At 70.6% G+C, this 20,331-nt stretch carries 14 protein-coding genes; 9 read left to right on the top strand and 5 right to left on the bottom strand.

The window, feature by feature from the left end:
- Position 1: 1 nt before the first annotated feature.
- Both ACIA5D_RS41205 and ACIA5D_RS41200 read right to left on the bottom strand, forming a co-directional pair.
- Positions 2 to 1,789 carry an asparagine synthase-related protein gene (locus ACIA5D_RS41205; RefSeq protein WP_396035992.1) on the bottom strand — a complete coding sequence of 596 codons (1,788 nt, stop codon included), beginning with the start codon at positions 1,787 to 1,789 and terminating at the stop codon, positions 2 to 4.
- 3 nt (positions 1,790 to 1,792) lie between these two features.
- On the bottom strand, positions 1,793 to 3,034 hold the full coding sequence (locus tag ACIA5D_RS41200) for a hypothetical protein (RefSeq protein WP_396035991.1): 1,242 nt from the start codon (positions 3,032 to 3,034) through the stop codon (positions 1,793 to 1,795).
- A 280-nt stretch (positions 3,035 to 3,314) separates the two neighbouring features.
- On the opposite strand from ACIA5D_RS41200, the gene ACIA5D_RS41195 reads away from it, so the two are divergent.
- Both ACIA5D_RS41195 and ACIA5D_RS41190 read left to right on the top strand, forming a co-directional pair.
- Positions 3,315 to 4,316 carry a hypothetical protein gene (locus ACIA5D_RS41195; RefSeq protein WP_396035990.1) on the top strand — a complete coding sequence of 334 codons (1,002 nt, stop codon included), beginning with the start codon at positions 3,315 to 3,317 and terminating at the stop codon, positions 4,314 to 4,316.
- A 1-nt stretch (position 4,317) separates the two neighbouring features.
- Complete coding sequence (locus tag ACIA5D_RS41190) at positions 4,318 to 5,715, top strand: O-antigen ligase family protein (protein ID WP_396035989.1); 1,398 nt, start codon at positions 4,318 to 4,320, stop codon at positions 5,713 to 5,715.
- A gap of 7 nt (positions 5,716 to 5,722) precedes the next feature.
- Here the strand turns inward: ACIA5D_RS41190 and ACIA5D_RS41185 are convergent, their stop codons facing one another.
- Positions 5,723 to 6,817 carry an acyltransferase family protein gene (locus ACIA5D_RS41185; RefSeq protein WP_396035988.1) on the bottom strand — a complete coding sequence of 365 codons (1,095 nt, stop codon included), beginning with the start codon at positions 6,815 to 6,817 and terminating at the stop codon, positions 5,723 to 5,725.
- A gap of 375 nt (positions 6,818 to 7,192) precedes the next feature.
- On the opposite strand from ACIA5D_RS41185, the gene ACIA5D_RS41180 reads away from it, so the two are divergent.
- The 6 genes from ACIA5D_RS41180 (at position 7,193) to ACIA5D_RS41155 (ending at position 17,169) form a co-directional block, all read left to right on the top strand.
- A complete protein-coding gene (locus tag ACIA5D_RS41180; protein ID WP_396035987.1) occupies positions 7,193 to 10,909 on the top strand; it encodes a DUF4082 domain-containing protein in 3,717 nt (1,238 codons plus the stop codon).
- 157 nt (positions 10,910 to 11,066) lie between these two features.
- Positions 11,067 to 12,149 (top strand): glycosyltransferase family 2 protein, encoded by a 1,083-nt coding sequence (locus ACIA5D_RS41175; protein ID WP_396035985.1) that lies wholly within the window; start codon positions 11,067 to 11,069, stop codon positions 12,147 to 12,149.
- Positions 12,146 to 13,159, top strand: coding sequence for an ABC transporter ATP-binding protein (locus ACIA5D_RS41170; RefSeq protein ID WP_396035984.1), 1,014 nt, complete (start codon positions 12,146 to 12,148; stop codon positions 13,157 to 13,159). The genes ACIA5D_RS41175 and ACIA5D_RS41170 overlap by 4 nt, the downstream gene beginning before the upstream one ends.
- Positions 13,156 to 13,989: an ABC transporter permease gene (locus ACIA5D_RS41165; protein ID WP_396035982.1), complete on the top strand. Its 834-nt coding sequence runs from the start codon at positions 13,156 to 13,158 to the stop codon at positions 13,987 to 13,989. Before ACIA5D_RS41170 ends, ACIA5D_RS41165 begins: the two co-directional genes overlap by 4 nt.
- A gap of 74 nt (positions 13,990 to 14,063) precedes the next feature.
- Entirely contained in the window at positions 14,064 to 15,482 is a 1,419-nt protein-coding gene (locus ACIA5D_RS41160) for a glycosyltransferase family 4 protein (protein ID WP_396035981.1), read from the top strand.
- Positions 15,483 to 15,594: 112 nt separating this feature from the next.
- Entirely contained in the window at positions 15,595 to 17,169 is a 1,575-nt protein-coding gene (locus ACIA5D_RS41155) for a methyl-accepting chemotaxis protein (RefSeq protein WP_396035980.1), read from the top strand.
- Positions 17,170 to 17,219: 50 nt separating this feature from the next.
- Here ACIA5D_RS41155 and ACIA5D_RS41150 read toward each other — a convergent pair whose 3' ends face one another.
- Positions 17,220 to 18,149, bottom strand: a complete 930-nt coding sequence (locus ACIA5D_RS41150; RefSeq protein WP_396035979.1) for a glycosyltransferase — start codon at positions 18,147 to 18,149, stop codon at positions 17,220 to 17,222.
- Between the two features lie 131 nt (positions 18,150 to 18,280).
- Between ACIA5D_RS41150 and ACIA5D_RS41145 the strand changes: the two genes are divergently transcribed.
- Positions 18,281 to 18,949, top strand: a complete 669-nt coding sequence (locus ACIA5D_RS41145) for a class I SAM-dependent methyltransferase (RefSeq protein ID WP_396035978.1) — start codon at positions 18,281 to 18,283, stop codon at positions 18,947 to 18,949.
- A 56-nt stretch (positions 18,950 to 19,005) separates the two neighbouring features.
- Here ACIA5D_RS41145 and ACIA5D_RS41140 read toward each other — a convergent pair whose 3' ends face one another.
- Entirely contained in the window at positions 19,006 to 20,331 is a 1,326-nt protein-coding gene (locus tag ACIA5D_RS41140; RefSeq protein ID WP_396035977.1) for a UDP-glucose dehydrogenase family protein, read from the bottom strand.

Genomic DNA, 20,331 nt, shown 5'->3' with positions numbered 1-20,331 from the left:
ATCAAGAGCCCTTCACGCCGGTGACCTCGCCGGCCACCGCGAGATTGATCAGGAATGCCACCGTCGCGGTGTCGGCCTCGCGACGGCCGTCGAGCAACTCGCCGAGCCAATTGTCGTCCACGACGTTCCCGGTCCGCAGCGCGTTGACCGGGGCGCACCCGGGCTCGGCCCGCCAGTGCGCCACCACGAGCCCGGCCATCTCGGCCGCGCCCAGCTGAGCCCGCCCGGCGCCGCGCAGCCGCTGGCGCACCTTGGCGGTCACCTTGCGGGCCTTGACGGTGGCGAGGCTCAGCGCCGCGCCCGCGCCGGGGTTGGCGAGCCGTGCCGGCACCAGGCCGGAGTCGAGCGGCATGGCGGCCAGGCCGGGGTCGAGGCGTTGCATGAGCCGGCCGGAGAGCCGGGAGTCGCGCTTGTCGGCCGGGCGGGCGGCGAGCGCCAGCTCCATCACCCGGCGGTCGAGCAGCGGGTTGACGAAATGCCGGCTCACCGAGGCCGGCGTGCCGTGCGCGCCGGCCCACCGCTGGGTGCGCTGGAACAGGTAGAACTCGTCGGTGGCGCGCAGCCAGTCGCGGGAGAGGTCGCCGAAGACCTTCTCGAGGCGCGCGTGCACCCCCTCGCGGGACTCGTCGGCCAGCTCGCCGCCGAGCGCCTCGGTGGCCACCGCCTCGTTCGCGAACAGGCGCCACTGGGCCAGGCGCTGCACCAGGCGGGCCGAGGTCTGGGCATCACCGGGCTGACCCGGGTAGAAGAAGCCGCGGGCGGTCTCGCCGCCGATGCCGGAGAGCCGGTGTCCCTGCTCGAGGCGCGACTCGGCCAGCAGCAGCGGGGCCAGCGCCAGCGGGCTGGCCATGCCGTCGAGCAGCCGGGCCGCCTCGAGCGCCAGGGCGTGCGCGGTGGCCGGGTCGATCGGGTCCTGCCGGTCGAGGCGGAGCACCTCGTGCGGGATGCCGCAGGACGCGGCGAGCTTGGCGGCCACCCGTACGTCGGGGGAGTCGGCCGTGCCCAGGGTCATGGCCCGCAGCCGGGGCCGCAGCTCGGCCGGCGTCGAGCAGAGCAGGATCCGCGAGTCCTGGCCGCCGGTCAGCTGGATCATCGTGCCGGGGTGGTCGGTCAGGTACGCGGCGTGAATCTCGCGGAGCACCCCGGCCATCTCGTCGACGACGGCGGCCGGGTCGGGCGACTGGTCGTCGAAGGTGCCCAGCGGCTCCGCGTACGTGTCGAGGGTGACGCGTCCGCTGGCGAGAGTGGCCACGCCGGCGGGGCCGAGCTTGGTCACCCCGGCGAACAGGGTGTCGAGCCCGAGCTGCCAGCCCACGAGGCTCTGCACCCGGGCCGCGGCCGCGTCGATCCCCGCGCCGGAGAGGGCGGCGAGGGCGAGGGCGCTGGTCGAGACGGCGGCCACCCCGTCGCCCTGCCACCAGAACAGCTGCCGCAGGCCGAGCCAGTCGGTGACCGCGACGATCGGCGCGCGCGGGCCCTCCCGGTGCGCCACGGCGAACGGCGGAAGGATCCCGGCCAGCGCCGGCCCGTCCGGCCGCGGCGTCACGAGCCGGGCCAGCGCCGCCGCGCCGAGGTCGCCGGTGCGCGAGCGTACGGAATTTGTCAAGCGCACGGTGAACGCGCCGTCCGCCTCGGCCCTCTCCGCGCCGGCCAGAACCACCCAGTCGTGGTCCGTCTCCAGAGTGACAAGTTTGCCGGCCGGGCCGAGCTGGGCGGTGGCGAGGAGCCGCCGCGCCGGCGCGGGAGCAACCGCGCCGGGCGCGACCGACACTGCGAGGAACGCTCTCATCGACTACGGCTCAACCTTTTTGTTGCGGTCCGGGTACCAGTAGTTGCCCGACCAGACGTTGCCCTCGACCGGCACGTCCCAGCCGGCCACCGGTCCCAGGTCGCCGCACTTCGGCCACTGGTTCTTGAGGAAGCCGTTGTTCAGGAACCGGACCTGCTTGGCCGCCACGAGGCCGGTGTCGCGGTTGTAGACGCCGCCGTAGACGCAGTAGCCGCCGCCGGAGAAGAGGTTGCTGTCGACCAGCACGTGGTCGATCGCGCCATCCGGCGTGTACAGCGACAGGGCCGACGAGCAGTTCCAGCCGCCGTCGCACTGGAGCCAGTTGTGCCGGATGGTGATGTTGCTGCCGCCGTGGATGGACATGGCCGTGTTGTGGCTCTCGCCGCCCACGTGGTTGCCGTGCAGCCAGGAGTCCTCGACCACGACGTTCGACCCGGCGCGGATGCCGGTGCCGCCGCCGTGCAGGTTGCACCGGCGGCAGGTGAAGTTGGTCCCGGCGACCACCGAGTAGGTGTTCGACTCGTCGAGGCCGTCGACCTCGACGTCCTCGATGAGCAGGTTGGTGTAGTTGGCGTTGTAGTGGGGGCCGATGGTGCCCTCGGCGCACGAGCCCTTGATGCGGCTGCGCTTGATGGTCACGTTGCTGGCGTTGACGCTGATGCAACCGGTCAGCTCGATGCCGTCGATCACGGTGCCCTTCTTGGTCACCGTGATGTCGCCACTCTTCTTCTTGAGCGTGACGCCGGCCGGGACGCCGGTGTTGTTGGCGTTCGGGAAGTTGCCGAACTGTCCCGCGCTCTCGGTCTTGGGCTTGGCGCTCGCGGAGGCCTTGGCCTTGGCGCTCGCGCTCGCGGAGGCGCTGGCCTTCGCGCTCGCGGAGGCGCCGGCCGGGGCGGACGCGGTCGCGGCGGGCCCGACGGAGTTCGCCGCCCCCGCGCTCGTGACGACGCCGGCGGCGTTCGTCGCGGCGCCCTTGTCCTTCCTGGACATGACCGCCAGGCCGACGCTGCCGAGCACGACGACGAGGACGCCGATGGCGATGGCGGCGATCTGCCAGCGCGGGTAGCCTTTGCTCGGTCCGGAATGTCCGGGAGGCGGCGGCTCGACCGGATAGCGCGGATCGACCACGATTTGCGGCTCGACCGGAACACGCGGCAAGGCCTCGGTCCGTGCCGGTCCCCACGGCGCCCCGGAATGGGCGCCGTTGGCGCGGTACGGATCGGAATCAGGCTGGGTGGATTCCATGGGGGCCGATTGTGGCAGAGGGGGCCCGGTGGCGGGCCAACCGCGCAGTCGCCTTTCGGACAGCTTTCGGAGGATGATCGCTGCCAGGGCCCGACGTACCGGATGAGCCGGGATGAACCGGCCGTGCGTTCGCATGGGGGTGTCCCGCCAGACCTCAAAGACGAGACGTTGGGGCCTTGGGGGTGGACGCTTCGGGCCGTACCCTGATTTTCGCCCCATCCGATTCCTGCGGTGTGTTATGCCCGCTGCGTCCCGCCAGACCGGCCATCGAGAGGAACCTGTGGATCTCTTCGATCTCACGAGACTGTTGTTCCGGCGGTGGTACTTCGCCCTGCCGCTGCTTCTTGTTTCGTTGACCGGTGTGCTGTTGCTGAGCAGGACCGTTGACCCCGACTACAGCGCCGAGGGGCACCTTCAGCTGTTGCCGGCGACCGGGTCGGCCGACACGTCGACCACGACGACCGGCAAGGGCACCACCAAACAGCCGACGCGGGTGCACAATCCGTGGGGTGATCTTGGTTACAACGCGCTCGGCCAGGCCGCGATCGTCAAGGTCGAGGACGAGTCGGTGGCCAAGGGGCTGACCTCCGCCGGGCTCTCCGACAGCTTCACGGTGACCATCGAGTACGGCACGTCGTTCCTGTCGATCGAGGCGATCGGCACGTCGGCCCCGCAGGCCACCGCGACCGTGCAGCGCCTCATGACGGTGCTGGCGCAGTTCGTCGAGTCCGAGCAGAGCCGCTTCGGGGTGGCGAAGGTCGACATGATCACCACGCTCGCGCTCGACCACGGCGAGAAGGTCACGGTCGTGACCAGCAAGCAGAAGCGCGTGCTCATCGTCGCGGCCGGCATCGGCCTGCTGACCTCGGCCGGCGCCACCATCGGCCTCGACGCCCTGCTGCGCCGGCGCACCAAGCGCGCCGCCGGCCCGGACGACCAGGCCGAGGCCGAGGCCGAGCGCGACGGTGGCGAGGCCACCCGCCTGATCCGGCCCACCAAGACCGGCGTCGGCTCCCGCCGCGCCGGCGCCTCGGTCCGCGTCGACCCGCCGCCGGTCAGTCCCGCCCCCGCCATGCGGGCGCCGGCGTCCGTCGAAGAGACGCAGACCATCATCCCGCCCAACACCGTGCTGATGCCCCGGGCCACGGTCAAGCGCGAGGGCAAGGTCTTCCGCGCCGGCGCCGGTGTCCCGTCGCAGCCGACCCCGCCCAGCTCCAACGGCGACTCGCCCAACGGCGGTGGACCGCGGATGGGCACGCAGCGCGACGACCGGAGCAGGTGAGGTGACCACGGCGACCCCCACCCGCATCGCCGACGTCGACTATCCGGTCGACTTCGAGCCGTCGCTGGTCGGGCGGAGCCTCTACGCGTCCCGCCGCCTGGGCAAGATCGACTCGGCGGCAGTGCTCACGATCATGCTGTGCCTGCTCTACCTGATGCCTGGCCGGCTGATCGTGCCCAACCTGACCTACGCCGGGCGTCCCGCCCTGCTGGTCGCGCTGGTGCTGTTCTGCATGTGGGTGCTGGCCCGGCTCAACCCGTGGCTCACCATGGTCGGCCCGCAGCCGCTGCGCTGGGCGGTGCTGGCCTACTTCCTGGCGCTGCTCGGGAGCTATCTGGCCGGCTTGCTGCGTGGCCTGCCGTCGCTGGAGGCCAACGCGCAGAACTTCGGCATCCTCCAGGTCCTCGAGTTCATCGGGGTCATCCTGGTGACCGCCGACGGCGTGCCGAACTGGGACAGGCTCAAGGGTGTGCTGCGCGTCCTGGTGTGGTGCGCCGCGTTCTGCGCTCTGGTCGGTATCTACGAGTCGGTCGCCAAGGTCGACATCGCGCACTACTACGACTTCCCCGGCCTCGAGCTCAAGGGCGGCTTCGTCGGCTTCGAGAACCGCGGCGTCGGCTTCCGCGTGGCCGGCACGGCGACCCACTACATCGAGTTCAGCGCCTGCATGGCGATGGCGGTGCCGTTCGCCATCCACATGGCCCGCTTCGCCGCCAAGCGCTGGCAACGCCGCGCCGCCATCTTCTGCGCGCTGGTCTGCGCTGCCGCCGTGCCGATCTCCATCTCCCGCACCGGGGTGCTCGCCCTGGTCGCCGGCCTGCTGGTGATGACGGCGATCTGGAACTGGCGCCTGCGCTACAACATCCTCGGCGGCGGCGTCATCCTGATCGCCGCGCTGATGGTCCTCCGGCCGGGCCTGCTGGGCACCATCTCGGGCATGTTCACCGGCGCCGAGGAGGATCCCAGCATCTCCGGGCGCACCCAGGACTACGCGCTGGTCTCCCACTGGTTCTCCGAGCGCCCCTGGTTCGGCCGTGGCCCCTGGACGCTGGTGCCCGAGCTCTACCAGGGCCTGGTGCTCGACAACCAATGGCTCTACACGCTGGTGACCGGCGGCCTGGTCGGCGTCGCGGTGCTGCTCGGTCTGCACCTGACGTGCATCACGCTGGCCGGCATCGCCATGCGCCGCTCGAAGGACGCCGAGATCCGCCACCTCTGCACGGCGCTGATCGCCGCCCAGGTCATCTGCATCCTGGTGGAGGGCACGGTCGACTCGTTCTACTACACGACCTTCTCCATCACGATGGCGTTGCTGATGGGCATGTGCGGCGCCGTCTGGCGCTTCACCCACCCGGCAAGACGCATCCGAACAGCGACCGTGCGCCGCTTTGTGAAGTGAGGCCCTACTAGGCCTTGACTGCCCGGCGCGGACGGAGCAGGCGCATCCCCGGCACCTCGACGATGCGGTAGAGCGCCCAGCTACCCAGGATCGCGACGCCCAGGCAGGCCAGCGAGATGGCGAGCTCGGCGGCGACGCTGCGCTCGTCCCCGGCGAAACGCACCACCAGCCGCACCGCCAGCTGGTGCACCAGGTAGAAGGCGAACGACGTCTCACCCAGCCAGATCATCCACCGGGCCCGCCACGGACTGGGCCGCCCCTCGGCGTCGCCCGCTCCGATGGCCGCGATGAGCAGCGCCAGCGGAATCGCGGTGACCGCCACGTAGTGGATGTCTTCCGGCAGCAGCCGGGAGACCAGGTAGGTCACGACGGCGAACACGCCGACCGCCCCGGCATTGACATGGGGCCAGCGGCCCGCCCGCACCACCAGGGCCAGCAGCATTCCGGCCGCGAACTCGGGCAGGCGCGACGGCGGGAAGACGTAGATGAACCAGTACCGGTCGTCCGCGTCCGGCATCACCTGAGCGATCAGCGGCACCAGCCACACCAGCGCGAGCGCGACCCAGGTAGCCGGCCAGAGCGCGCGGGCGGGCATCTTGATGAACCCGGCATAGAGCGGGACGAACAGCGCGTAGAACAGGGCCTCGCACGCCAGCGACCAGCTGGGCGAGTTCATCCCGTAGTAGATGTCCGGGTTGGGGAACCAGGCCTGCACCAGCACCAGATTGGGCAGGGCCACGGCCGCGGTCACCCCGGCCCCGGTGACCATTGCGACCAGGAGCGCGACGATCCACGTGGCGACGTGATTCGGGTAGATCTTCGCGAACCGCCGCTGCCAGAACCGCCGCGGCGTATCCACTGCCCGCACCGACCAGGTCAGCACGAAGCCGCTGAGGATGAAGAAGAACGAGACGCCGACGGCGCCCTGGCCGAAGACCCACTCCATGACCGTGCCGGCGGCGCCGGTGTCGAGCAGGTGCGCCACGTGCAGGTGGAACCCGAAGACCAGGAAGGCCGCGACGAAGCGGAGCCCGGTGAGGGAGGGCAGGCGCTCGCGGGCACGTGTGTCCGGCGCCCGCGTGTTCTGCTTCTCTGCGGTCACCGCGACACCGTAACCGCCCCGGACCTGACGTCCAGATGTCGATATCACGACATCCTGGGCGTGCCGGAGCGGCGCGAATCGAATAAACCGGAATTCGAGAGCGCTCCCAGAACGCCACTTACCCGCATTTAGTACGCTGTGTAACCGCGTAGTAATCGCATTGTCGACATCGCAGCGACACGCTCATCCGAGCGTCCGGAATGAAATTGGCCCGAACGGTTGTGCCGGGCCGTCCTGTTGCCGGTGCAGGCAGAATGAACGAGCAATTGCTGGAGGGCGACCGTCATCGCTAGCCTCTCGGCACAATCGCGCGTGCGTGCAGGGGGAGCCGCCGGTGTGGCAAGGATATCTCGGCGGCTTGAGGGGACGGTTCTGGTGAACGACGTACTGCGGGGACGAGGGGCGAGGTGGCTGGGGGCCATCGAGTCGTCCCGGTTGATCCCGGCTCGGTGGCGGGACCGCCCCCGGGCGGTGCGGTCCGCGCTGGCCATCGTCCTGACGGTCGCGCTCACCACGCTCGGCGGGCTGGTCTTCGTGCCGTCCGCGAACGCCGACACGTGCGCGAACCCGATCGTCTGCGAGAACAACAAGACCGGTGACCCCCGCGAGGACTGGGACATCTCCGGCAGCGGCGACGCGGGTCTGCAGGGCTTTGCCACCAAGATGAGCGTGCAGGCCGGCGAGCAGATCCAGTTCAAGATCAAAACGCCCGCGACCAGCTACTCCATCGACATCTATCGACTCGGCTGGTACAACGGCGACGGCGCCCGCAAGTGGGGCAGCGCGACGCCCAGCGTCACGCTGCCGCAGACCCAGCCGGACTGCATCGAGAGCGTCGACACCCAGGTCTACGACTGCGGCAACTGGGCCGTCTCGGCCAGCTGGACCGTCCCGTCCGACGCCGTCTCCGGCGTGTACATCGCGCGGCTGCAGCGGCCGGGCGCCGAGGACGGCAGCCACATCGTCTTCGTGGTGCGCAACGACGCCAGCACCTCCAAGATCGTCTTCCAGACCTCGGACACCACGTGGCAGGCCTACAACCTCTACGGCGGCTCCGACTTCTACGAGGGCGGCGCGCACGGCCGGGCGTACGAGCTGAGCTACAACCGCCCGTTCGCCACCCGCGGCAACGTGTGGGGTCGCGACTTCCTGTTCTCCAACGAGTACCCGACGATCCGATTCATGGAACGGAATGGATACGACGTCAGCTACATGTCCGGAGTGGACGCCGACGTCCGTGGTCAGCTCATCAAGAACCACAAAGTCTTCCTTTCCGTGGGCCACGACGAGTACTGGTCCGGAAATCAGCGCGCCAACGTCGAGGCGGCTCGCGACGCCGGCGTCAATCTCGCGTTCCTCAGCGGCAACGAGGTCTACTGGAAGACCCGCCTCGAGCCCAGCCGGGACGGCGCCAACACGGCCAACCGCACCCTGGTGAGCTACAAGGAGACGTGGGCGAACGACAAGATCGACCCGTCCACCGAGTGGAGCGGCACCTGGCGCGACCCCCGGTTCAGCCCGCCGAGCAACGGCGGCAAGCCGGAGAACGCGCTGACCGGCCAGCAGTACATGGCCAACGACGACGACCTGCCGCTGACCGTCCCCGCCGAGCAGGGCAACATGCGGCTGTGGCGCAACACCGAGGCGGCCGGCAAGAGCTCGGGCAGCACCGTGCTCTCCGACCACATCATCGGCTACGAGTCCGATGAGGACGTCGACAACGGCTTCCGCCCGGCCGGTACGGTCCGGCTGTCCAAGACGGTCGGCGCCACCCCGCAGTACCTGCGCGACTTCGGCAACACGGTCTCGCCGGGCACCACCACCCACTCGGTCACGCTGTACAAGGCCGCGAGCGGGGCGCTGGTCTTCGACGCCGGCACCATCCAGTGGGGCTGGGGCCTCGACGAGGTGCACGACTCGCAGAGCGTGCCGCTGCCGGCCGACGAGAACATCCAGCAGGCGACCGTCAACCTCTTCGCCGACATGGGCGTCCAGCCCGCCACGCTGATGAGCACGCTGGCCGCGGCCAACGCCTCCACCGACGTGCAGGCGCCCACCGCCACCATCACCACGCCGGCGGCCGGCGCCAGCGCGGTCAACGGCAACCAGGTCACCGTGACGGGCACCGCCACCGACCTGGGCGGCGGCAAGGTGGCCGGCGTCGAGGTCTCCACCGACGGCGGCACCACCTGGCACCCCGCCACCGGCACGACCTCGTGGTCGTACACGTTGTACGCGGCCGGCCTCGGCTCGCAGACGCTCGTGGCCCGGGCCGCGGACGACAGCGCCAACCTCGGCGGCAACAGCGCCGCGCGGACGCTCAACCTGACCGGCTCCAACACGCTGTACGGCGCCCGCGTGCCGGACAACCCGGCCGAGACCGACTCGGGCGGCTGGGAGCTGGGCGTCAAGTTCAAGCCCACGGTCGACGGCTTCATCACCGGCATCCGGTTCTACAAGGGCACGGGCAACACCGGCACGCACACCGGCACGCTCTGGTCGTCCTCCGGCTCCAAGATCGTGAGCGGGACGTTCGGCTCGGAGACCGGCAGCGGCTGGCAGAAGCTGACCTTCAGCACCGCCGTCCCGGTCACCGCGGGCACCACGTACGTGGCGTCCTACTACGCGCCGAACGGGCACTACGCGGCCGACTTCTTCTCGTACTACAGCTACCGCGACTGGGTCAGCGGGCCGATCTCGGCCCTGCGGTCGACCCAGGCCAGCGGCAACGGCGTGTTCAAGGCCGGCAGCACGGGCTTCCCGAACCAGACCTACAACGACACCAACTACTACGTCGACGTGGTGTTCAACTCGGCCGAGTCGGCGCCGCCGGCGGTCGCGGCCGTCAGCCCGGCCGACGGCGCCACGGGCGTCGACGTCGCGGCCAAGCCGACGGCCACCTTCACCAAGGCCGTCAACTCGTCGTCCATCCAGTTCACGGTGAAGGACCCGAACGGCACGTCGGTCGCGGGCGCCACCTCGTACGACTCGGCGTCGAAGACCGCCAAGTTCACCCCGTCCGCGGCGCTCGGCGCGCTCACGACGTACACGGCGACGGTCAAGGCCAACGACTCGTCGGGCACCCCGATGGACGCGCCGAGCCAGTGGAGCTTCACCACCGACCTCGCCGCGACGGTGCAGACGCTGCTCGCCGACGACGCGGTGCCGACCGTGCTGTCCAACAACGACAGCGGCTCGGTCGAGCTGGGCGTCAAGTTCAAGCCGTCGGTCAGCGGCACCGTCGTCGGCATCCGCTACTACCAGGGCGACGGCAACACCGGCTCGCACACGGGCACGCTCTGGACCTCCGGCGGGACGCAGATGGCGCAGCTCACCTTCGCGGACAGCACGACGGTGGGCTGGAAGGTCGGGATGTTCTCGAGTCCGGTCCCGGTGACCGCGGGCACCACGTACGTGGTCTCGTACCACGCGCCGAACGGCCACTACTCGACCAACACGAACTTCTTCTCGTCGACATACACCAACGGGCCGCTGAGCGCGACCTCGGTGAACAACGGCCTCTACCGGTACAGCAGCGGCGCGGCCTTCCCGAACAACTCGTACAACGCGACGAACTACTGGGTCGACCCGCTGTTCGTGGCCGGCAACGACCCGACGCCTCCGTCGGTCAGCGGGTTCTTCGGCGACGAGGACGTGCCGGCCCACGAGAGCTGGAACGACGGCGGCGCGCTGGAGCTCGGCGTCAAGTTCAGCTCGGACACGGCCGGCAAGATCAAGGGCATCCGGTTCTTCAAGGGCGCCGGCAATACCGGCACCCACACCGGCACGCTCTGGTCGTCCACCGGCTCGGTGCTGGCCACCGGCACGTTCCAGAGCGAGAGCGACTCCGGCTGGCAGACCCTCACGTTCACCACGCCGGTTGACATCACCGCGGGCACCACGTACGTCGCGACGTACTACGCGCCCAACGGGCACTACGCCATCACCGGCGGCGGGCTGACCAGCGGCTGGACGACCCTGCCGCTGCACATCCCGTCGGGCGGCGCGGTCTACCGCTACGGCGGCGGCTTCCCGAGCGACGGCTCGAACACCAACTACTGGGTCGATGTGGTGTTCGAGGCGTCAAATTAGCGACATGGGCCCGACCATTCCGCTGATGTGAGCCCGCGACGGCCTGTGGAAATGTCTTGTTCCGCAGGCCCGCGGGCTCACCCACGGGCCGCGTTGACGCGGCAGATCGAGCTAGCGAGGTAGCGGTGGATTACCGGAAACAGCACGGGGGCGGCCGATGGTGACCCGAGTGGCGCCCCAGCCGTTACGGACCAGGCCGCGGGTCTCGGTCATGATCCCCTGCTACAACTACGGGCACTACCTGCCGGGCTGCGTCGACAGCGTGCTCAGCCAGCAGGACGTCGACGTCGACGTGCTGATCGTCGACGACGCCTCGCCCGACGGCAGCGCCGAGGTGGCGCGCAAGCTCGCCGACGCCGACCCGCGGGTCCGGCTGATCGCCCACGAGACCAACAAGCGGCACATCGCCACCTACAACGAGGGCCTGGCCGCGGTCGACGGCGACTACGTCGTGCTGCTCTCGGCCGACGACCTGCTCAGCGCCGGCTCACTGGCCCGCTCGGTCGCGCTGATGGAGGCGCACCCCGAGGTCGCCATGGTCTACGGCTTCTCGCCGACCTTCGCCGATGAGCCGCCCGCGCCGCGCACCACCGTGAGCTCCTGGTCGATCTGGGAGGGCCCCGAATGGATCGAGCAGATGTGCCGCCGGATGAGCAACCCCGTCTCCACCCCCGAGGTGGTGATGCGCGGGTCGGTGATGCGTGAGCTGGTCGGCTACGACGCCCGGCTGCCGCACGCCGCCGACTTCCTGCTCTGGCTGCGGGCCGGCACCCGCGGCGCGATCGGCCGCATCAACGGCGCCGACCAGGCGTACTACCGCAAGCACGGCGCGAACATGCACGTCCAGATGTTCGCCGGTGTTCACACGGATATCGTCCAGCGCAAACTCACCTTCGAGATCCTGTTCTCCGAAGACGAGGCTTTCCTGCCCGCCGGCCACGGCCTGCTCGACGTCGCGATGCGCTCGCTCGCGCGCGAGGCGCTGGTCACCGCCGCGCAGCCCGGCCCCGACAGCGAGGACGAGCCGCGTGACCGGCTCGTCGCGCTGGCCGCCGAGCTGTGCCCGCCGGATCGCGACCCTGCTCTCTGGCAAGACTACGAACGGCTGCGCGCTCGCGGCCGGGGAGGCAACACAGTGATCAGCCGTACGGTCGAGGACATCACGGGCCGCCTGCGCTGGCGGCAGTGGCGCCGCACCGGCCTGATGAGCCCGGTGGGCTCGATCGGAGCCGGACGATGACCGAGACGCCGCAGGACGTGATCGTCCTGTCCGGGCTCACCAAGCTCTACGAGCCCACCCCGCGCTGGATGCGGGCGCTCGCGCGCAGCCACATCAAGGAGCCGGTCAAGGCGCTCGACGGCGTCGACCTGGTGGTCCGCGAGGGCGAGATCTGCGCCATCGTCGGTCCCAACGGCGCCGGCAAGACCACGCTCTTCCGCATCATCGTGGGCCTGACCACCTCGACCGACGGCACCGGAAACGTGCTCGGCCTCGACGTCGAGCGCGACTCCGAGCAGGTCCGGCAGGTCGTCGGCTGGATGCCGTCCGAGGACCGCAGCCTGCTGATGCGCGCCACCTGCAACGAAAACCTCCAGCTGCACGGCCGCCTGCAGGGCATGAGTAAGAAAGACCTGGCCGAGCGCATCCGGCATGTGCTCGAAGCGGTCAACCTCATCCCGCAGACGCACGCGGTGGTGGCCAGCCTCTCGGCCGGCATGAAGGCGCGGCTGCGGCTCGCCCGGGCGCTGCTGCCGGCCCCGCGCGCGCTCATCCTCGACGAGCCCACCGGCGCGGTCGACCCGATCGCCGCCCACGGCCTGCTCAAGCTGATCACCGATCTGGTCGCCAAGGAGCAGCTGGCCGTGCTCATCTCCTCGCACCGGCTCGAGGAGATCGAGGCGCTCCAGTCGCAGGCCCTGCTGATGGACCGCGGCCGGGTCAAGTACTCGGGCGACCTGCAGAGCCTGCGCGACGAGTGGGAGGCGCCCCGCCTCGAGCTCGTCTTCGGCGACGAGGTGACCGCCCGGCACGCCGGCGCCGAGCTCATCGCTCAGGGCCTCGAGATCGAGGCCGATGGCCCGGCCGTACGCTGCCGGCTGCGCGCCAAGGGCGGTGTCGGCGCGGTGCTGGCCGGGCTCGGCCCCCTCGCCGCCTCGATCCAGCACATCCGCGAGATCCCGATGCCACTGCGCGATCTCATTGCCCAGGTCTACGGCGCCGACGCGCCGGTGGGGAGCAAGTCAAGGTGACCACGCTGACGTACAAGCAGGTCATCCGGCCTCGCTCGCGGTTCCGCCAGATTCTCGACACGTTCGGCGGCTACATCCGCATCGACCTGGTCGAGGAGCGGATGTTCCCGGCCGCGAGCCTGCTGCGCTACGTGGCCGTGGTCTTCCCGGTCCTGCTCTACTACTTCCAGAGCACGTTCCTGAACATGGGCGACGACCTGTTCACCGTGATGCTGATCGGCACCGCGGTCGCCGCCGGCCTGCAAGAGGCCCTTACGGGCCTGACCAACCGGCTCACGTACGCGCAGGAGCGCGGCACCCTCGAGACATACCTCGTCGAGCCGGTCCCGTGGGCGCTGATCCCGGTCGCGATGAACATCTGGCGCAGCATCACCGGCGCCCTGCTCGCCTGCATCATGGTGGCGATCGGCGTCCTGCTGGGCGCGCCGATCAAGCTCTCCGCGGTGCCGCTCGCCCTGGTGGTGCTCTTCCTCGGCGTGGTGGCCTGCAACGCGATCGGCACCCTGGCCGCGAGCTTCCTGATTTTGTTCAAGCGCGGCGAGCCGGTCATCTCGATCTACGCCCTGGCGGCCGGCGTGCTCGGCGGCGCGCTGTTCCCGATCAGCGTGCTGCCCGGCTGGATCCGCTGGATCAGCTACCTGGTGCCGCACTCGTACGTGATCAGCGCCGAGCGCAACCTGCTGATGGCCAACCCGCCGGCCACCGAGTACTCGACCGGCGCGGCGATCGCCATCCTGGTCATCTTCTGCCTGGTCGTGTTCACCGGCGGCCTGGTCATCTTCGACCGCTCGCTCAAGCTGGCCCGGCGGCTCGGCATCCTCAGCGTCTGACGCATCCTCAGCGTCTGACGCGGCCTCAGCGTCTGACGCGGCATCGGCCTCGCGGCATCGGCGGAAGGACCACCATGCAGCGTTTCACCCTCTGGGCCCAGCGCCGGGCACACAGCGTTCCGGCGCCGCTGCGGCGGCTCGGCGGCCGGGTCCTCGCCCGGCTCGACGCCGCCGACCGTGACGCGCCTGCCGGCCCGCCCGAGGACTGGACCGTCCCACTGGTCGCCGGGCGCCCGGGCGGCGACCTGCTTTCGCTCCGGCCCGCTCCGGTCCGGGCAGCGCCGCCGGCCACGGCCGCCGTCACCGGCGAGCCGCTGCGAGCGGTCATCGCCATCGACGTCCTCGACGTCGGCGGGATGGACGAGTTCGTGGCCTTCCTGGGCCGCCGTCTGCCTCGCTTCGGGGTCCAGACCGTCGTCGCCTACGCCGGCACCCGGATGGCGGGCTACCAGGGCGAGGCCGGCCGGCTGGTGGCCCAGCTGGAGAGCGAGGGCGTTGCCACGCTCGCGCTCGACGAGCAGACGTGCCGCGACCAGTTGCGCGCCTTCGACCCGGCGGTGATCAGCGCGCACGGCGCACCCGAGTGGCTGCCCGCCGCGGCCGCCGACCTCGGCGTGCCGTACGTCGAGACCCTGCACGGCATGCACCACTTCCTGCACCCCGAGGTGTGGCCCGGGGAGCGGGAGCGGGCCCGGCAGATCTCCGCCCAGATCGCCGTCAGCGAGCTGGTCCGCCGGCAGTATCTGGCCGGCAACCCCGACTTCCCCGCCGACCGTCTGGTGACGATCCCGAACGGCGTCGACCCCGAGCGGGTCCGGCTGGTCGACCGGGCGTCGGCCCGCGAGGCCCTGGGCCTGCGCGACGAGTTCCTCTTTCTCTCCCTGGCCCGTTACGGCCTTCAGAAGAACACGTACGCCCTGCTGACCGCGTTCGCCGAGGTCGCCGCCGCCCATCCCGACGCGCACCTGCTGGTGGCCGGCCGGGCCGACGACGCCCGCTACTACGCCCAGGTCCGCGCGTACGCCGACCAGCTGGCCGTGGCCGACCGGATCCACCTGCGCGGCCACTGCCCCAACCCGGCGGCGCTGCTGTCCGCGGCCGACGGCTTCGTGCTCGACTCGTTCTTCGAGGGCTGGTCGCTCGCCTCGATGGAGGCGCTGACCAGCGGCGTACCCACGGTGATGACCGACGTCGGCGGCGCCCGCGAGCAACTGGCGGCCGGCGACCGCGGCATCCTCGTCGAGCACCCGGCGGGCGACCCGACCGCGCTCGACTGGGGCACGATCAGCGACCTGCGCTTCCGTCCCCAGCAGAACGAGGCCGAGCTGGTCGCCGCGATGGCCAAGCTGATCGGCGACCGCGCGCACTGGGCGGAGCGCCGTTCCGCCCTGCGCGCCGAGACCCTGGCCGAGTTCTCCGCCGAGCAGTGCCTACGCCGCCACGCCGACGTCCTGAAGGCCGTCGCCGCCGGCCACACACCTACGGTCGACTAGGACAGGCCCGACCGCCATATTTCCGCGTATTCAAATGCGTTGCTGTCCCCCGCTAAGCCGCCCGGACGCCCTGCCGATGAGTCTCGAAGACTAGAGACAGGGGAGGATGGCCATGGGGGCCGGACGCTGGATGCGGGACCGCACGGTCTCCTGGAAGATCCTCGCGGTCGCCGGTGTGGCGATCGCCGGGACGATGGTCACCGGCACGATGGCGCTGGTCGGCATCGCCAATCTGCAGAGCACGCGCAACGGTGAGCTCCAGCGCGGCGTCCCCTACATCACCAGTCTCAACGAGGCCGCGCTGGAGGCGAAGGCCGCCGCGAACGACGAGCGTGGCTACCTGATCGACGGCGGCGCCGACTTCAAGGACGAGGCGCTCGGCCGCCAGGACGAGGTGAACAAGAGTCTGGCGGCGGCACGAACGCTCGGCGGCGCCGGGGAGCAAGCGACCGTCGACAAGATCAAGGCGGCCACCGACCCCTGGTTCACGGCCATCGACGCCGAGTTCACGACCTACCGCACCGACAAGAGCGGCGCGATCGACGCCGCCATGAACGCCAACCGGGACCTGCGCAAGGCGTACGAGGGCCTGCTGAGCGACGAGATCGCCCGGGCCGACGCGGCGCTGATCGCCGGGCCCGACTTCGGCGCGACGGTCGAGTCGACCCGCACCGCGCTGGTGATCGCGCTGACCATCGCGCTCGCGCTCGGCATCTTCCTGGCCCTCGTGGTGGCCCGCATGATCGTCGGGCCGCTGCGCAAGGTGTCGATCGTGCTGGACGCGGTGGCCGACGGCGACCTCACCAAGGACGCCGACGTCGACCAGCGCGACGAGCTCGGCCGGATGGCCGACAGCCTGCGCCGGGCCACCGGCACGCTGCGGCAGACCGTGGGCGACCTCGGCCGGCACGCGACCGAGCTGACCGAGGCGGCCGGCTCGCTGGCCGGGACCAGCCAGGAAAGCTCCCGCAGCGCCGAGGCCGGCGCCGCGCAGGCCGGCACCGTCGCCGAGTCCGCCGCGCTCATGTCGACGAACATCCAGACCGTCGCGGCCGGCGCGGAGGAGATGGGCGCCTCGATCCGCGAGATCAGCCAGAGCGCCACCCAGGCCGTTGAGGTGGCCGCCCGCGCGGTCGGTGTCACCGCCACCACCAACACCGTGATGGCCAAGCTGGGCGATTCGTCGGCCGAGATCGGCAACGTGATCAAGGTGATCACCGCCATCGCCGAGCAGACGAACCTGCTCGCGCTCAACGCCACGATCGAGGCGGCGCGGGCCGGCGAGATGGGCAAGGGCTTCGCGGTCGTCGCGAGCGAGGTGAAGGATCTCGCCCAGGAGACGGCGAAGGCGACCGAGGACATCGGCAACCGGGTCGCGGCGATCCAGGCCGACACGACCGGGGCGATGACCGCGATCGAGGAGATCAGCGAGATCATCGGGCGGATCAACGACTTCCAGACCACGATCGCGTCGGCCGTCGAGGAGCAGACGGTCACCACCAACGAGATGAGCCGCAACGTGGCCGAGGCCGCGTCCGCCGGCAGCCAGGTCGCGTCGACCATCACCGAGGTGGCCGCGTCCGTGCAGCTCACCACCGTCGGCGTCGGCGAGGCGCACCGAGCCGCCGGCCAACTCGCCGAAATGTCCGCCGATCTGCGCAAAATCGTCGGCCGATTCACCGTCTAGCCAGGCCATGTCCTGGCGATCTGGTATCGGATCGGTCTTGTGCCCCGACCTCAGATCTCCAAGCCCCAAGTCGGGCCGGGCTCCTGGCGCATGCGGGTGCGGCTCAGCAGCGACGCCGCGGCCGCGCGGCTGGCCTGGTTGCCGCGCACCGAGCGGGAGGTCTCGCGTAGCAGCAGCGCGGCCCAGTAGGCCGCTGTGCTGGCCGCGGTGTTGCGTCGCCGGAACAACCGCACCCGGTTGACCGTCAGAAGCGCCCACAGGCGCGGGGAGACCTTGGAATCGCCCTCGAGGTGGGTGGCCAGGGCGTCGGGCGCCAGGCGGGTGACGAAGCCGGCGTCGCGGGCGCGCAGCGAGTATTCCGTCTCCTCGGAGTACAGGAAGAAGCTCTCGTCCCAGGGGCCCAGCGCGTCCCAGCAGGCACTGTCGATCAGCATCGCGGAGCCGGCGGCCCAGTCGGCCGCGGACTCCTGCCGATAATGCTCGTCGCCGACCACCAGCTCGCCCAGGAGCGGGTAACGGCCGGCCCGGGTGGCGCCTAGCAAGGCGTCGCCGAGCGCGCGGGGCACGGACGGCTCGCGGCGCAGCACGGCGATCGCGGAGCCGTCGCCGCGCTCGAGCCGGGGGACCACGATGCCGGCGCCGGTGCGGCGCATGTTGGCCACCAGGGCAGCGCCGCAGCCGGGCCGCAGGCGGATGTCGGGGTTCAGCACCAGCACCGCGGTGTGCGCGGGAGCGGCGGCCACGGCGGCGTTGATGCCGGCGGCGTACCCGGCGTTGCGGCCCATCTCGACGACGCGGGCCTCGGGCGCCAGCCGGCGCACCTCGCCGGCGCTGTCGTCGGCGGAGGCGTTGTCGGCCACCGTGAGGTGCCAGTTGATGCCTTCGAGGCCGGGGCCGAGCGAGGCGATCAGGTCGCGCAGCAGGCCGGCGCTGTTGTACGTGACGGAGACGACCGCCACCGACTCGCGGCTGTTTTCCACCCGACCATCCTGCCCGCCGATGAGGTGTCACGATACGGCCGGATGGTCACGGTCATTGTCGGTTAGTCGCCATATTTCGCTGGCCGAACGGGCGTACTTCCGGTCCACCGTATTGGTTAACGTGCATAGCTGTGGGCGTCCATTCTCTACGTTGGCGATTCGTTGATCGCCCGGGCTCCGTCGGTGACCGTCTGAGGTCCAGGCGTGCCGGCTGGCTGTCGCAGCAATTTCCCGATCTCGCCGAGATGAGCGTCCTCGACCTCGGCGGCCGGGCCAGCAGCTGGGTGAACGCGCCGGTGCGGCCCCGACACGTGCACATCGTCAATCTCGAGGGCGAGACCGGCCTCGAGAGCGGCGAGCTGCCGAATTGGGCCGAGGTCGACTTCGGCGATGCCTGCGAGCTGCCGGCCGAGATCCGCAAGCGCCGGTACGACCTGGTCTTCTCCAACTCGGTGATCGAGCATGTGGGCGGCCACGAGCGCCGCCTGCGGCTGGCCGAGGCGATCCACGACCTGGCGCCGGCGCACTGGGTGCAGACGCCGTACCGGTATTTCCCGATCGAACCGCATTTCGTGGCGCCGGGCATGCAGTTCATGCCCGCGGCCGCCCAGGCCGCGATGTTGCGCAAGTGGCCGCTGGTGCACACGCCGCCGGGCGACAAGAAGGGCGCGGTGGAGTCGGCGCTGTGGGTCGAGCTCCTCGGCCGTACCCAGATGCGCTACTACTTCCCGGATTCGGAGCTGCGGGCCGAGCGCTTCGCGGGCCTCACCAAGTCGCTGATCGCGGTGCGCAACGCCTGAGCGCTGAAGGGGCCGCCCTCGAAACCCGGGGCGGCCCGCATGAAACCAAGCGAAACCTAGGGGCGGCCCAGGGCCCGGTACTCCCAGCCGGCCGCGCGCCACTGAACCGGGTCGAGGGCGTGCCGGCCGTCGACCAGCTTGCGCCGGCCGACCACGGCGCCCATGGTGGCCGGGTCGATCTCGCGGAACTCGGTCCACTCGGTCAGCAGGACCACCACGTCGGCGTCACGGGCCGCGTCGAGCGCGTTCACCCCGTACCCGAGCTCGGGGTGTTGTTTTTTCGCGTTGTCCATCGCCGCCGGGTCGTAGACGATCACGTCGGCGCCCATGCGGGCCAGCGTCGCCGCCACGTCCAGCGCCGGCGCGTCGCGGATGTCGTCGGAGTTGGGCTTGAACGCCGCGCCCAGCGCCGCGACCCGCTTGCCGCTGACGTCGCCGTCGCACAGCTCGACCACCAGGTCGACCGTGCGGGCCCGGCGGCGCGTGTTGATGCCGTCGATCTCGCGCAGGAACCCGACGGCCTGGCCGACCCCCAGCTCCTCGGCCCGGTGCGTGAACGCCCGGATGTCCTTGGGCAGGCAGCCGCCGCCGAAACCGAGCCCGGGGCGCAGGAACTTGCCGCCGATCCGCTCGTCGTACGCGAGGGCCTCGGCGAGGTCGTGCACGTCGGCGCCGGTCGCCTCGCAGATCTCGGCCATCGCGTTGATGTACGAGATCTTCGTGGCCAGGAACGAGTTGGCCGCCACCTTGACCAGCTCGGCGGTCTGCAGGTCGGTCACCTTGACGGGTACGCCCTGTGCGAGCACCGGCCGGAAGGCGGCGCGCAGCATCTCTTCGGCCCAGGAGCTGGTGACGCCGAAGACCATCCGGTCCGGCTTCATCGTATCGTCGACCGCGAAGCCCTCGCGCAGGAACTCGGGATTCCAGGCCAGCTCGACCTGGTCGCCGGCCGGCGCCACGTCGCGGATCAGCTGGGCGAGCCGGCCCGCCGTGCCGACCGGAACCGTGGACTTGCCGACCACCAGGGCGCGGCGGGTCAGGTGACGCGCGAGCTCGGTGACGGAGCTGTCGACGTACGTGAGATCTGCCGCCGGCGAATCCTTCCGCTGCGGCGTCCCCACGCAGATGAAATGCACGTCGCCGAAGGCGGCGGCCTCGGCGAGGCTCGTCGTGAACCGCAGCCGGCCGGTCTCGAGGGCCTTGGCGAGCAGCTCGGGCAGTCCGGGTTCGAAGAACGGCACCTCGCCCGAGGCGAGCTTGGCGACCTTCACCGGGTCGACGTCGACGCCGATGACCTCATAGCCCATGACGGCCATGCAGATCGCGTGGGTGGCGCCCAGGTAGCCGGTGCCGATCACCGTGAGGCGGGGAGTCTTTGTCAT

The organism is Actinoplanes sp. NPDC051513 (genome assembly GCF_044454685.1).
Taxonomy (GTDB): Bacteria; Actinomycetota; Actinomycetes; order Mycobacteriales; family Micromonosporaceae; genus Actinoplanes.
This window is presented reverse-complemented; position numbering and strand designations above follow the sequence as displayed.

Excerpts from the sequence above, each read along its gene's own strand:
- ACIA5D_RS41205 (WP_396035992.1), bottom strand. The coding sequence starts at position 1,789 with ATGAGAGCGTTCCTCGCAGTGTCGGTCGCGCCCGGCGCGGTTGCTCCC.
- ACIA5D_RS41200 (WP_396035991.1), bottom strand. The coding sequence starts at position 3,034 with ATGGAATCCACCCAGCCTGATTCCGATCCGTACCGCGCCAACGGCGCC.
- ACIA5D_RS41175 (WP_396035985.1), top strand. The coding sequence starts at position 11,067 with ATGGTGACCCGAGTGGCGCCCCAGCCGTTACGGACCAGGCCGCGGGTC.
- ACIA5D_RS41170 (WP_396035984.1), top strand. The coding sequence starts at position 12,146 with ATGACCGAGACGCCGCAGGACGTGATCGTCCTGTCCGGGCTCACCAAG.
- ACIA5D_RS41160 (WP_396035981.1), top strand. The coding sequence starts at position 14,064 with ATGCAGCGTTTCACCCTCTGGGCCCAGCGCCGGGCACACAGCGTTCCG.
- ACIA5D_RS41155 (WP_396035980.1), top strand. The coding sequence starts at position 15,595 with ATGGGGGCCGGACGCTGGATGCGGGACCGCACGGTCTCCTGGAAGATC.
- ACIA5D_RS41140 (WP_396035977.1), bottom strand. The coding sequence starts at position 20,331 with ATGACAAAGACTCCCCGCCTCACGGTGATCGGCACCGGCTACCTGGGC.